This window comes from Comamonas testosteroni (assembly GCF_030505195.1).
Classification (GTDB): Bacteria; Pseudomonadota; Gammaproteobacteria; order Burkholderiales; family Burkholderiaceae_C; genus Comamonas; species Comamonas testosteroni_G.
This window is the reverse complement of record NZ_CP129672.1, coordinates 1,705,547-1,718,296: the sequence shown is the minus strand read 5'-3', so window position 1 is coordinate 1,718,296 and position 12,750 is coordinate 1,705,547. Positions and strand designations below refer to the sequence as shown.

General features: G+C 62.0%; 12 protein-coding genes. 11 read left to right on the top strand and 1 reads right to left on the bottom strand.

Annotated elements, in window-relative coordinates; all coding sequences use genetic code 11:
* Nucleotides 1-130: 130 nt before the first annotated feature.
* From QYQ99_RS07890 to QYQ99_RS07840, 11 genes are all read left to right on the top strand, one after another.
* A complete protein-coding gene (locus QYQ99_RS07890; RefSeq protein WP_302092158.1) occupies nt 131-742 on the top strand; it encodes a hypothetical protein in 612 nt (203 codons plus the stop codon).
* A complete protein-coding gene (gene ubiB / locus QYQ99_RS07885) occupies nt 739-2,307 on the top strand; it encodes a ubiquinone biosynthesis regulatory protein kinase UbiB (protein WP_302092157.1) in 1,569 nt (522 codons plus the stop codon). Before QYQ99_RS07890 ends, ubiB begins: the two co-directional genes overlap by 4 nt.
* Nucleotides 2,308-2,342: 35 nt before the next feature.
* On the top strand, nt 2,343-3,794 hold the full coding sequence (locus QYQ99_RS07880) for a sodium:solute symporter family protein (RefSeq protein ID WP_302092156.1): 1,452 nt from the start codon (nt 2,343-2,345) through the stop codon (nt 3,792-3,794).
* Between the two features lie 101 nt (nt 3,795-3,895).
* Nucleotides 3,896-4,183 (top strand): FmdB family zinc ribbon protein, encoded by a 288-nt coding sequence (locus tag QYQ99_RS07875; RefSeq protein WP_302092155.1) that lies wholly within the window; start codon nt 3,896-3,898, stop codon nt 4,181-4,183.
* Between the two features lie 14 nt (nt 4,184-4,197).
* Nucleotides 4,198-4,842 (top strand): DUF502 domain-containing protein, encoded by a 645-nt coding sequence (locus QYQ99_RS07870; RefSeq protein WP_302092154.1) that lies wholly within the window; start codon nt 4,198-4,200, stop codon nt 4,840-4,842.
* 18 nt (nt 4,843-4,860) lie between these two features.
* Nucleotides 4,861-6,666 carry an aspartate--tRNA ligase gene (gene aspS / locus QYQ99_RS07865; protein ID WP_302092153.1) on the top strand — a complete coding sequence of 602 codons (1,806 nt, stop codon included), beginning with the start codon at nt 4,861-4,863 and terminating at the stop codon, nt 6,664-6,666.
* Between the two features lie 242 nt (nt 6,667-6,908).
* Nucleotides 6,909-7,412: a dihydroneopterin triphosphate diphosphatase gene (gene nudB / locus QYQ99_RS07860; RefSeq protein WP_302092152.1), complete on the top strand. Its 504-nt coding sequence runs from the start codon at nt 6,909-6,911 to the stop codon at nt 7,410-7,412.
* 14 nt (nt 7,413-7,426) lie between these two features.
* Complete coding sequence (locus QYQ99_RS07855) at nt 7,427-8,191, top strand: endonuclease/exonuclease/phosphatase family protein (RefSeq protein ID WP_302092151.1); 765 nt, start codon at nt 7,427-7,429, stop codon at nt 8,189-8,191.
* Between the two features lie 228 nt (nt 8,192-8,419).
* Complete coding sequence (gene folE / locus QYQ99_RS07850; protein ID WP_302092150.1) at nt 8,420-9,142, top strand: GTP cyclohydrolase I; 723 nt, start codon at nt 8,420-8,422, stop codon at nt 9,140-9,142.
* Nucleotides 9,143-9,337: 195 nt separating this feature from the next.
* On the top strand, nt 9,338-10,228 hold the full coding sequence (locus QYQ99_RS07845) for a DMT family transporter (protein WP_302092149.1): 891 nt from the start codon (nt 9,338-9,340) through the stop codon (nt 10,226-10,228).
* 78 nt (nt 10,229-10,306) lie between these two features.
* Complete coding sequence (locus QYQ99_RS07840; RefSeq protein ID WP_302092148.1) at nt 10,307-10,954, top strand: LysE family translocator; 648 nt, start codon at nt 10,307-10,309, stop codon at nt 10,952-10,954.
* Between the two features lie 174 nt (nt 10,955-11,128).
* Here the strand turns inward: QYQ99_RS07840 and QYQ99_RS07835 are convergent, their stop codons facing one another.
* The gene (locus QYQ99_RS07835; RefSeq protein ID WP_302092147.1) at nt 11,129-12,616 is read right to left on the bottom strand and encodes an ABC transporter substrate-binding protein; all 1,488 of its coding nucleotides are present in this window, start codon (nt 12,614-12,616) and stop codon (nt 11,129-11,131) included.
* Nucleotides 12,617-12,750: the final 134 nt, after the last annotated feature.

Below are 12,750 nucleotides of genomic sequence, written 5' to 3'. Positions count from 1 at the left end.
TTTGGATTCTCTCGCGGTCCGCGCGAGGGGCTCCAAGCCGGGGCTGCCCCCCAGCGATGGTGCCGTCCCCCTCAGGGGGAAGGCGCAAAGCGCCACAGGGGGGAATCAAATTCATGAATAATCGGGGACTATGGCAACACAGTCCCCTTTTTCTTTTCTGGGCGGTCTCGTCGAACGCGTGATGGCCGGTCCCCAAGCTCCTGAATGGCTGGTGAGTGAAATGCACCAGCGTCTGGTGCTTTTCCTCAATCATGTGCTGATGCAGGAAAAAGAGGCCACGGATCGCCTCGTGCGCCAGAAGGGGCGTATTGCGCGTGTGCAATGGCGCCAGTATTCGGTCGCCTTGCTGGTCACTCCTGCTGGCCTGTTCGACGTGGCTCCTGCCGATGCCGCGCCCGATCTGATGCTGGAAGTCACCGAGACCTCTCCTTTGTCGCTGGCCCAGACGGCCTTGCGTGGCGACAAGCCCAGCATTCGCATCGAAGGCGATGTGCAGTTCGCCGCCGAGATCAATTGGCTGGTGGATAACGTCAAGTGGGATGTGGAGGAAGATCTGGCTCGCCTGATCGGCGATGTGCCGGCCCACACCATTGGCAAGGTTGCACGCACGGCAGCACAGGGGCTGCGTCAGTTCGTCGGCGCACGCATGGGCAGCAAGTCTGCCTCTGCTGCCGATGTGGCCCATCCTGTCAGCACGGTACCCGTGGCAGCCATGCCCGGAGCCGATTACACACAGCCATGAGCCGCTTTCTGCGAGGCTGGGCCATCCTCTGGGTGGTGTTTCGTTATGGACTCGACGAGCTGGTGCTCTCCGGGATTCCGCATCCGCGCCTGCGCAGCCTGCGCGGCGTGCTGACCTTCGGGCGCAAGCTGGACAAGCCACGTGGCGTGCGCCTGCGCGAAGCGCTGGAGGAGCTCGGTCCCATCTTCGTGAAGTTCGGTCAGGTGCTGTCCACGCGCAGCGACCTGATGCCGCCCGATGTGGCCGAGGAACTGGCCAAGCTGCAGGACCGCGTGCCGCCGTTCGATTCGCAAATCGCGGTGGACACCATCGAGCGTTCCTTTCGCAAGCCGCTGGAGCAGATCTTCATCAGCTTCGAGCGTCAGCCCGTGGCCAGTGCCTCGATTGCGCAAGTGCACTTTGCCGTGATTCGCGACAAGGCGGGTGTTGAGCATGAGGTGGCCGTCAAGGTGTTGCGTCCGGGCATGAAGTCCGTGATCGACAAAGACCTGGCGCTGATGCACATGATGGCGAGCTGGCTGGAAAAGCTCTCCCGCGATGGCAAGCGCCTCAAGCCCAAGGAAGTCGTTGCCGAGTTCGACAACTATTTGCACGACGAGCTGGACCTGATCCGCGAAGCCTCCAATGCCGCGCAGCTGCGCCGCAATATGGATGGGCTGGATCTGGTGCTGATCCCCGAGATCCACTGGGATTACTGCCACACCGATGTGATGGTGATGGAGCGCATGAAGGGCGTGCCCATCAGCCAGGTCGATCGCCTGCGCGAAGCCGGCGTGGACATCCCCAAGCTGGCGCGCGATGGCGTGACGATCTTCTTTACCCAGGTGTTCCGCGACGGCTTCTTTCATGCCGACATGCACCCGGGCAACATCATGGTCAGCCTGGAGCCCGATACCTTCGGGCGCTATATCTCGCTGGACTTCGGCATCGTCGGCACGCTGACCGAGTTCGACAAGGAATATCTGGCGCAGAACTTCCTGGCCTTCTTTCGCCGCGACTACAAGCGTGTTGCCGCCTTGCATGTGGAAAGCGGTTGGGTGCCGGCCACGACGCGCGTCGAGGAGCTGGAGGCAGCCATTCGCGCCGTCTGCGAGCCTTATTTCGACCGGCCGCTGGCCGAAATCTCGCTGGGCATGGTGCTGATGCGCCTGTTCCAGACCTCGCGCCGTTTCCAGGTCGAGATTCAGCCCCAGCTGGTGCTGCTGCAAAAGACGCTGCTCAATATCGAAGGCCTGGGGCGTCAGCTCGACCCCAACCTCGATTTGTGGAGCACGGCCAAGCCGTTTCTCGAGAAATGGATGCTGGACCAGATGGGGCCGCAGCGTCTATGGCATGAGCTGCAGGCACAGGCGCCGCGCTACGCCAAGATCCTGCCCGACATTCCACGCGTGCTGCACCAGTATCTGTCCAGGCATGGCTCCGGCAACGACAGCGAGGCCCTGCTCAAGGAGCTGCTGCAGCAGCAGAAAACGACCAACCGTCTGCTGCAGGCCATCCTTTGCGGCGGCATCGGTTTCGTCATCGGGCTGGTGGTGCTGCAGGTTCTGCTGCGCATCCGCTTCTGAGCTTTCCCCTTCTTTAGAGTTCAAGGAGTGCCAGCGTGCTGCTCTCATTGGTGATCGTCTACCTGTTTGTGACCATCGGCATCGGCCTGTGGGCCGCCAGACGCGTGAAGAACACGGCGGATTTCGCCATTGCCGGCCGTCATCTGCCGCTCTACATGATCATCACCACCACCTTTGCGACCTGGTTCGGGTCCGAGCTGGTGCTGGGCGTGCCTGCCAAGTTCATCGAGGGCGGTCTGCATGCGCTGGTGGAGGATCCGTTTGGCGCGGGCATGTGCCTGATTCTGGTCGGGTGCTTTTTCGCGGCCAAGCTCTACCGCATGAACCTGCTGACCATCAGCGACTACTACCGCTCGCGCTATGGCCGGACCATCGAGGTTGTCTGCTCGCTGATCATCATGCTCAGCTATCTGGGCTGGGTCTCGGCCCAGGTCACGGCGCTGGGCCTGGTGTTCAACCTGCTCTCGGGCGGTGCCGTCAGCATTCCCATGGGCATGACGATTGGCGTGCTCTCCGTGCTGGTCTATACGCTGTTTGGCGGCATGTGGTCCGTGGCCGTGACGGATTTCGTGCAGATGATCATCTTGGTTGCAGGCCTGCTGATCCTGGCCTTTTTTGCCGGTGACATGGCGGGCGGAGCGGGCAAGGTGGTCGATCTGGCCACCAGCCGGGATCTCTTCAAGTTTCTGCCAGAGCCCTCGCTGCATGAAATCGTTTTCTTCATCGGTGCTGCCGTGACCATGATGCTGGGCTCGATTCCGCAGCAGGACATCTTTCAGCGCGTGATGTCGGCAGACACCGAAAAATCGGCCGTGCGCGGCACCATCATCGGCGGTGCCTGCTATGTGATCTTTGCCTTCGTGCCCATGTTCCTGGTGGCCAGTGCGCTGATCATCATGCCCGCCGAAGCCACGGCTTTGCTGGCCGATGATCCGCAGAAGGTGCTGCCCACCCTGGTGATGGACAAGATGCCGTTTGCCATGCAGGTGCTGTTCTTCGGTGCGCTGCTCTCGGCCATCAAGTCCTGTGCGTCGGCCACCTTGCTGGCCCCCAGCGTGACCTTTACCGAGAACATCTGGCGTCAGTTCCGCCCCTATACCTCTGACAATGACAATCTCAGGACCATGCGCATCAGCGTGCTGGTGTTCGCGGCCTGCGTGCTGGGCTATTCGATCGTCATGCAAGGCACGCCCATCTATGAGCTGGTCGCCAGTGCCTATCAGGTGCCGCTGGTGGGGGCCTTCGTGCCGCTGGTGTTCGGCCTGTACTGGAAGAGGGCCACCACCCAGGGCGCCATCAGCGCCGTGGCGCTGGGCATCGGTGTGTGGCTCATCTTCATGGTCACGCCCGTGCTCAACCAGGCTTTTCCACAGCAGCTGGCTGGTCTTTTGGCTGCGGTTGCCGGCATGTTGGCAGGTTCGCTGCTGCCGCAGTGGATCAGCAACCACCACCGTGAAATCGAGTCCTTGGCCGAGATCAAGGCCTGAGAGAGCAAACCGGCTGCAGCGGGGCTTGCTTGCGCAGCGCAGCAAAACCGGGGGCGGCGCCTATAATTGAGGGTTTTTGCACTTCCCCCGTTTTTAGCGCTATGCCTATCTATGCATACAAGTGTGGCTCCTGCGGTCACGCCAAGGATGTGCTGCAGAAAATCTCGGACGCGCCGCTGACCGTGTGCCCCGCCTGCGGGGCCGAGGCCTTTTCTAAGCAGCTTACCGCTCCGGGCTTTCAGCTCAAGGGTTCTGGCTGGTATGCCACGGACTTCAAGAACAGCGGCAGCAAGCCGGCTGCAAGCACTTCTTCATCCAGTGACAGTGCCGCAGCCCCTGCACCCGCAGCAGCTGCCGCTCCTGCACCCCCTGCACCCGCCAATTCCTGAGGCTTGTCCACACTATGTCTGCATTGCGCAAGTGGCTGATTGCCGGTTTGCTGGTCATCGTTCCCCTGGTGATCACGCTGGGCGTGCTCAACTGGATCATCGGGACGCTGGATCAGACGCTGGCCATTCTTCCCGAGGCCTGGCAGCCCGACAGATTGCTGGGCATGCATATTCCGGGCTTTGGCGTTATTCTGACCTTGCTGATCTTGCTGCTCGTGGGCGGCATTGCCAGCAATTTCATCGGCCGCAAGCTGGTGGGTTGGGGTGATGCGCTGGTGCGCCGCATTCCCGTGGTGCGCTCCATCTATTCCAGCGTCAAGCAGGTCTCGGACACCGTGTTCTCCGACAGCGGCAACGCTTTTCGCACGGCGGTGCTGGTGCAGTGGCCGCGCGAGGGCGTATGGACCGTGGCCTTCGTCACCGGCCAGCCCAGCGGCGAAGTGGCGGCCTTGCTGCGCGATGAATATGTGAGCGTCTTCGTGCCCACTACGCCCAACCCCACCGGGGGTTACTTCGTGCTGGTGCGCAAGAGCGAATGCATCGAGCTGGAAATGAGTGTGGATACGGCGCTCAAATACATTGTTTCGATGGGCGTGGTGGCTCCGCCAGACCTCTCCCTGATCGAAGACTCCAAACAAACAACCTTGTCGCACCCCTAAGGTGCAGGAAGAATTTTCATGGCAATGCGTTCTCAATACTGCGGTCTGGTGACCGAAGCCCAAATGGGCGAAACCGTGACCCTGTGCGGCTGGGTGAACCGCCGCCGTGACCATGGTGGTGTGATCTTCATCGACCTGCGCGACCGCGAAGGCTATGTGCAGGTGGTCTGCGATCCCGACCGCGCCGAGATGTTCAAGGTGGCCGAAGACGTGCGCAACGAGTTCTGCGTGCAGGTCAAGGGTGTGGTGCGTGCGCGTCCCGCCGGCACCACCAACGACAAGCTCAAGAGCGGCCAGATCGAAGTGCTGTGCCATGAGCTCAACGTGCTCAACGCTTCCGTCACGCCTCCTTTCCAGCTGGACGACGACAACCTGTCGGAAACCGTGCGCCTCACGAATCGCGTGATGGATCTGCGCCGTCCCGTGATGCAGCGCAACATGATGCTGCGTTACAAGACCGCCATCCAGGTGCGCAACTTCCTCGACAAGGAAGGCTTCATCGACATCGAGACCCCCATGCTGGGCAAGTCCACGCCCGAAGGCGCCCGTGACTACCTGGTGCCCTCGCGTGTGCATGACGGTGAATTCTTCGCGCTGCCCCAGTCGCCCCAGCTGTACAAGCAGATGCTGATGGTCTCGGGTTTCGACCGCTACTACCAGATCACCAAGTGCTTCCGCGACGAAGACCTGCGCGCTGACCGTCAGCCCGAATTCACGCAGATCGACTGCGAAACCTCGTTCCTGAACGAAGAGGAAATCCGCGCCATTTTCCAGCGCATGATCAAGGAAGTGTTCCAGACCCAGTTGAACGTGGATCTGGGCGATTTCCCCATCATGAGCTACCAGGACGCGGCCTTCCGCTTCGGCTCGGACAAGCCCGACCTGCGCGTCAAGCTGGAGTTCACCGAGCTGACCGACATCATGGGCGATGTGGACTTCAAGGTCTTCTCCACCCCCGCCACCACCAAGGGCGGCCGTGTCGTGGCCCTGCGCGTTCCCGGCGGTGCAGCCATCTCGCGCGGCGAGATCGACGGCTACACCGAGTTCGTCAAGATCTACGGTGCCAAGGGTCTGGCCTGGATCAAGGTCAACGAAGTGGCCCAGGGTCGCGAAGGCCTGCAGTCGCCCATCGTCAAGAACCTGCATGATGCAGCGATTGCCGAAATCCTCAAGCGCACCGGCGCGCAGGATGGCGACCTCATCTTCTTCGGTGCCGACAAGGAAAAGATCGTCAACGACTCCATCGGTGCCCTGCGCCTGAAGGTCGGTCACAGCGAATTCGGCAAGAAGAGCGGCCTGTTCGAAGACAAGTGGGCACCGCTGTGGGTGGTGGACTTCCCCATGTTCGAGCATGACGAGGAATCCGGCCGCTGGGTGGCCGTGCACCACCCCTTCACCTCGCCCAAGGACGGTCACGAAGACCTGATGGACACCGATCCCGGCAAGTGCATTGCCAAGGCCTACGACATGGTCCTGAACGGCTGGGAGCTGGGCGGCGGCTCGGTGCGTATCCACCGCGCCGACGTGCAGGCCAAGGTATTCGCTGCCTTGAACATCAGCCCGGAAGACCAGCGCGCCAAGTTCGGCTACCTGCTGGACGCGCTGCAGTACGGCGCACCTCCCCACGGCGGCCTGGCCTTCGGCCTGGATCGTCTGATCACGCTGATGACCGGCTCCGACTCCATCCGCGACGTGATTGCCTTCCCCAAGACACAGCGCGCCCAGGATCTGCTGACCCAGGCTCCCTCGCCCGTGGACGAGAAGCAGCTGCGCGAGCTGCACATCAAGCTGCGCAACCCCATGGTGGTCACCACCGAAGCTTGATTGCCAAGCTCCCCGTGAACAGCGCCGGTCGCTGTTCACACCGGGCGCCAGTTCGCGACAGCGGCTGGCGCTTTTTTGTTGCTTTGAAATCAGGAGCTGCTTGCGCCCGTCAATCTTGAAATGCAGATGCTTTTCAATCTGAATTCAAGGAATGGCAAGCGGTTACAGCTATAAATATTGATGGCTATCAAGCAGCAGGGCGACTCAGCCTGCTGTCATCCTGGCCGCGCTAATATGGTGCGATGCAAGTCAGGCCCTACAAGATTCCGCAGTCCGTGCTGGTCGTGATCTACCGTGAAGACGGGCAGGTGTTGCTGCTGCGCCGCAGCATTGCCGCGCCAGAGGGCGAGCCATTCTGGCAATCCGTCACGGGCAGCAAGGACAGCCTGGACGAGGACTGGCATGAAACCGCCGTGCGCGAGGTGCTGGAGGAAACCGGCATCGACGCGCTGGCGCCCGACTGCTGCCTGAGCGACTGGGAACTTGAGAACGTCTACGCCATCTATCCACAGTGGCTGCATCGTTACGCGCCGGGCGTCAGCCACAACCAGGAGCGTGTCTTCGGCCTTCGTGTGCCACTTCACATGACCGTGCACTTGAATCCCAGGGAGCACACCGCACATGATTGGCATGATTGGCGTGAGGCAGCCCAGCGCTGCTTTTCTTCTTCCAACGCAGAAGCTATTTTGCTGTTGCCGCGCTTCGAGCCGGCGCTGATCGAGCGCCGCTGCCGGCAACAGCCTTGAAACCATCAGTGCCTATGTCTGAAGTTCAGTTGTTTACGCCGCCAGAGCCGCAGATCCTGCGCGTGGCCACCTACAACATTCACAAGGGTGTGCAGGGCCTGGGCCCTGCCAGACGGCTGGAGATTCACAATCTGGGACTCGCGGTGGAGCAGCTCGATGCGGACATCGTCTGCCTGCAGGAAGTGCGCAAGATGAACCGCAAGGAGGAGCAGTATTTCGACCGCTGGCCCAATGTGCCGCAGGCCGAGTACCTGGCTCCCGAAGGCTATGAGTCCGTCTATCTGACCAATGCCTACACCCGGGACGGCGAGCATGGCAATGCGCTGCTCAGCCGCTGGCCCGTGATCGGCTACCAGCACGAGGACATCTCGGACCATCGCTTCGAGCAGCGCGGCCTGCTGCATGTGGAGCTGGACATCCACGGCCGGCGCGTGCACTCCATCGTCGTTCACCTGGGCCTGATTCCGGGCAGCCGCATCCGCCAGATTGCACTGCTGCAGCGCTTCATCGAGCGCGAAGTACCGCCCAATGCGCCGCTGGTGGTGGCGGGCGACTTCAACGACTGGGGCAACCAGATCAAGCGCATGCTGGCGGGCTTTGGCCTGTTCGAGTACGAGGAAACGCAGGGCATTCTGACCTATCCCTCGCGGCTGCCGATTGCGCAGCTCGACCATATCTATGTGCGCGGGCTGACCCCGCTGGGGCTGCAGGTGCCCAAGGGGCGCATCTGGTGGCGCATGTCGGATCATCTGCCGCTGATCGCAGAGTTCAAGCTGTAGCGCCCCTGAGGCGCTTTGCCCGGGCGGCTCCGCGCCTTTGCCTCTCTCGCGGCTCGGGAAGGCGCGACAGCCTCGCCGCGCGGCGGCGCTTGCTCGCTGTCTCTGCTCGGGTGCATGCCTATTTTGAGATTGCTCCTGAAACCATAGCTTCCAAAGCCTTGTAAATGTGCATCTGGACGGCAAATCCTTTGTGGCTTCGGGAAGTTGATTCACTGGTACCATTCTTGAATGTTCAGAGATCTCGCCGACATGAAAAAAGACCACTCAGCCGAAGGAACACCCGTTTCGGTCAAGATCCGCGAGCGGTTGCAGGCAGCTAACAAACGTTTTCACGCCAACGACAACATTGCCGAATTCATTGAGCCCGGCGAGCTGGAGAAGCTGCTGGACGAGGTGCAGGAGAAGATGCAGGGCGTGCTCGACTCCATGGTCATCGACACCGTGCATGACCACAACACGCGCGCCACGGCCCGCCGTGTGGCCAAGATGTATGTGAACGAAGTGTTCCGCGGCCGTTATGTGCATCAGCCGGCCATCACCGAATTTCCCAACGCCGAGCATCTGAACGAGCTGATGATCGTCGGCCCGATCACCGTGCGCAGCGCCTGCAGCCACCACCTGTGTCCCGTGATCGGCAAGATCTGGGTGGGCGTGCTGCCCAACAAGAACACCAATGTGATCGGTCTGTCCAAGTACGCGCGTCTGGTGGACTGGATCATGGGTCGCCCGCAGATCCAGGAAGAGGCCATCATCCAGCTGGCCGACCTGATCATGGACAAGACCCGACCCGACGGGCTGGCCGTGGTCATGGAAGCCTCGCATTTCTGCATGTCCTGGCGCGGCGTGCGCGAGATGGATTCCAAAATGCTGAACTCCGTCATGCGCGGCGCATTCCTCACCAACTCCGAACTGCGCCGCGAATTCCTCTCGCTCATAGCGGCTCGAAAGTAAATGATCCCCCTGTGGCGCTTCGCGCCTTCCCCCAGGGGGGGACGACGCCTTTGCTGCGGGGCGGCCCTTGCTTGGCGTCCCTCACATGTGCTGCGCCAGTCACATCAAGCACTGGCCATGTTCGGCCAGATGAGCAACTGAACTTTTCTTTTCAAAAGGCTGCGCGTCGCGCGGCCTTTTGCATTTTCGGCTCCTATGTCCCTGCAAGCGTTCACTCTCATCATCCTGGCCGGCCTGATCCATTCGGGCTGGAACATCGTGGCCAAGAAGGCGGGTGGAGACGCCCGCTTCTCGCTCTACACCGCCATCTGCAACGCCATCATCTGGCTGCCGCTGGGCTGGTGGCTGGGCAAGGATGTGGTGCAGCACTGGGGCTGGATGGAGTGGGCGTTCGTCACCGCCAGCGCCGTGCTGCATGTGGCTTATTTCGTGGTGCTGCTGCGCGGCTATCGCGTGGCCGACCTGACGGTGGTCTATCCGCTGGCGCGCGGCAGCGGGCCGCTGATCTCGTCGCTGGTGGCGGTGATGTTTTTGGGGGAGCAGATCTCCACGCTGGGGGCTGCCGGCATTGCGGGCGTGGTGCTGGGCGTGTTCTTGATTGCGGGCGGCCCGCGGATGATCATCACCATCCGCGAAGGGCAGAACGCCGAGGCGCGCCAGCGTGTGCTCGCGGGTCTCTACTATGGCCTGCTGACGGGCATGTTCATTGCCAGCTATACGGTGGTGGACAGCTATGCCGTCAAGGTGCTGCTGATGTCGCCAATTCTGGTGGACTATGTGGGCAACCTGATCCGCCTGGTGATTCTGGCCCCGCTGGCCGCCCGGGATTGGCCCGAGACCAAGCGCCTGTGGCGTCTGCAATGGCGCCATGCAGCCTTGGTGGCCTTCTTCAGCCCGATTGCCTACGTGCTGGTGCTCTATGCAGTGCAAAGCGCACCCATCTCTCACGTTGCTCCTGCGCGCGAGGTGTCCATGCTGTTCGCGGCCCTGATCGGCGGCAGGCTGCTGGGCGAGGGCGACCGCGCCCTGCGCATTGCAGGGGCCGTCATGATTGCCCTGGGCGTGACGGCGCTGGGCCTGGGTTGAAGCGGGCGGCCGGCCCAGGCGGGCCTGCAGGCTTTGCCGTTGAATCGCACGCTGCCATTTTTTTGAAGAGAGCTGACAATGCCGACTTGGGAAGTCCTGATCACATTCTTTGGCGTGGCCCTGCTGCTGGGCCTGAGCCCCGGCCCCGACAATCTGTTTGTGCTGGTGCAATCGGCCCAGCGCGGCTGGCGCGTGGGGCTGTGCGTCGTGCTGGGCCTGTGTCTGGGCATTGTCGGACATACGGCCGCCGTGGCGCTGGGGCTGGCGGCCGTGGTGGCGACATCGCCCATGCTGTTCACGGCGCTCAAGCTCTGCGGCGCCGCCTATCTGGTCTATCTGGCCTGGGGCGCATGGCATGCGCCCGTCAGCGTGGAAGAAAGTGCCAGGGCGCAGGAGCAGCGCGATGTGTTGACTCTGCGCTCCGCCATGGGCTGGGTGGGCAAAGGCGTGGTCATGAACCTGAGCAACCCCAAGGTGCTGATTTTCTTTCTGGCCTTTTTGCCCCAGTTCACCGACCCCGCTCGCGGCAGCGTGCCAGTGCAGATCATGGTGCTGGGCAGCGTCTTCATGGCGGCAGCCTGGCTGGTCTTTGGCTCTATTGCCTGTTTCTCTGGGCTCTTTGGCCAGATCCTGCAGCGCTCCGCCCGCGCCCAGCACTGGCTTAACCGCATCGCTGCCACCGTCTTCGGTGCGCTCGCACTTCGTCTTGTGATGGTGCAGCGCTAGAGGCAAACACTCTCAACACTGGCGCGCCCCAGCAAAGGGGCCGCGAGCAAGGCCTGGGCGGCCCCAAAACCGCCCTGCAGCGAGGCTGCTGCCGTCCCTCTCCCATGGTGCGAAGCACGTAGAGACAGGGGCGCTCGGCTGGGGGGAAGGCGCGTAGCGCCTCAGGGGGATGCTCTAGCCCCAGGATAGGGCAGACAAGTCATTGACAAACACCGGCATGTCCTTCCACAGCCCGCGCAGCTTCTGGTTCGCCACGGTCACCCACTGCGGGGTGTAGAGAAAGCCGTGTACCGAATCATGCGCCAGCAGGCGCTGTGCATCGCCAAGCAGGCGTGCGCGGTCGGCGGGGCGCGGTGTGTGCTTGATCTTGTCGAAAAGTTCGTTGAATTCCTGGGACTGGTAGCCCCAGTAGTAATCGGGCTTGGCAAAGTTGCCCAGATCAAACGGCTCCACATGCGAAATGATGGTCAGGTCGTAGTTCCTGTTGGTGTAGGTGCCCGACAGCCACTGTGCCCATTCCACATTCTGCAGCTTGAGCTGGATACCGATCTTGGCCAGCTGGGCTGCAATCAGCTCACCGCCTTGGCGCGCATAGGGCGCTGGCGGCAGCGTCATGGTCAGCGTCAGCGGGGTCTTGACGCCTGCTTCAGCCATCAGGGCCTTGGCTTTTTCCAGGTCAAAGGGGTTGATGCCCGTGGTGTCCACATAGCCAAAGGCGGTGGGCACATAGTAGCTGCCGATGGGCGCGCCATAGCCATCGGCGGCACCGGCAATCACGGCCTTGCGATCGATGGCAGCGGCAATGGCACGGCGCACGCGAATATCGTTGAGTGGTTTTCGCGCATTGTTGATGGCCAGAATGGTCTTGGCGCGCGAGTTGCTCACCACCACCTGAAAGCGGGCATTGGCTTTGAACTGAGGCACGCTGCGCGGCGAGACGCGCGGGAAGGCATCGACATCGCCGGCCAGCAGGGCTGCCACTTGTGCCGCAGGGTCGGGAATGAAGCGGAACACGGCGCGCTTGATGCGAATGCTCTGTGCCGAGCGATAGCCGGGCCAGGCAGCCAGCGTGACCGATGCGCCCTTGGCCCAGGCTGCCAGCTGGTAGGGGCCGGTGCCCACGGGCTTGCTGGCGTTGGTGGCGGCGCTCTTGGGTTCGACAACGATGGAGGTTGCCTGACCCATCATGAACAGAAAGTCGGGATCGATCTCCTGGTTGGTCAGCACCACCGTGTGCTCGTCGGCGACTTTGGTGCTCAGATTGGCAAAGGTGCGCTTGTCCTTGTTGGTGCTTTTGTCGGCGGCTGCGCGGTCGAACGAGAACTTGACGGCGGCAGCGTTGAAGGGCTCGCCGTTGTGGAACTTCACATCCTTGCGCAGGCGAAAGGTGTAGGTCTTGAGATCGGACGAGACTTCCCAGCTTTCGGCCAGCAGAGGCGAGACGCTGCCGTCGGAGTTGATCTTGGTCAGCGTCTCAAACACGTTGTAGAGCACGACTTCGGCTATCGAGGAGGCAGCCCCGGCCGTGGGGTCCAGTCCTGGCGGCTCCAGCGTCATGGCCAGCGTGACGCTGTCTTTCTTGGCCTGGGCCAGGGCAGGCCAGGCGGCGAACAAGGGCAAGCTGGCAGCCGAGCTGGCCAGCAAGGAGCGGCGATTGAGCATCAACAAAGTCTCCGATGGGGGGGCTGGCCGCGTGGGGCCATCAAAAGCGCTGCAAGTCATCGCGGGAAGCGGACTTGTTTCATATGCGTTTTTACACCAGTCGGAGCAGGCTTTGCTGTGGTCGACAGCATATC

What these genes read in the sequence shown, in the direction of transcription:
- QYQ99_RS07870 (WP_302092154.1), top strand. Translation starts at nt 4,198, where the DNA reads ATGTCTGCATTGCGCAAGTGGCTGATTGCCGGTTTGCTGGTCATCGTT.
- ubiB (WP_302092157.1), top strand. Translation starts at nt 739, where the DNA reads ATGAGCCGCTTTCTGCGAGGCTGGGCCATCCTCTGGGTGGTGTTTCGT.
- QYQ99_RS07840 (WP_302092148.1), top strand. Translation starts at nt 10,307, where the DNA reads ATGCCGACTTGGGAAGTCCTGATCACATTCTTTGGCGTGGCCCTGCTG.
- aspS (WP_302092153.1), top strand. Translation starts at nt 4,861, where the DNA reads ATGGCAATGCGTTCTCAATACTGCGGTCTGGTGACCGAAGCCCAAATG.
- folE (WP_302092150.1), top strand. Translation starts at nt 8,420, where the DNA reads ATGTTCAGAGATCTCGCCGACATGAAAAAAGACCACTCAGCCGAAGGA.
- QYQ99_RS07855 (WP_302092151.1), top strand. Translation starts at nt 7,427, where the DNA reads ATGTCTGAAGTTCAGTTGTTTACGCCGCCAGAGCCGCAGATCCTGCGC.
- QYQ99_RS07875 (WP_302092155.1), top strand. Translation starts at nt 3,896, where the DNA reads ATGCCTATCTATGCATACAAGTGTGGCTCCTGCGGTCACGCCAAGGAT.
- QYQ99_RS07890 (WP_302092158.1), top strand. Translation starts at nt 131, where the DNA reads ATGGCAACACAGTCCCCTTTTTCTTTTCTGGGCGGTCTCGTCGAACGC.
- QYQ99_RS07845 (WP_302092149.1), top strand. Translation starts at nt 9,338, where the DNA reads ATGTCCCTGCAAGCGTTCACTCTCATCATCCTGGCCGGCCTGATCCAT.
- QYQ99_RS07835 (WP_302092147.1), bottom strand. Translation starts at nt 12,616, where the DNA reads ATGCTCAATCGCCGCTCCTTGCTGGCCAGCTCGGCTGCCAGCTTGCCC.
- nudB (WP_302092152.1), top strand. Translation starts at nt 6,909, where the DNA reads ATGCAAGTCAGGCCCTACAAGATTCCGCAGTCCGTGCTGGTCGTGATC.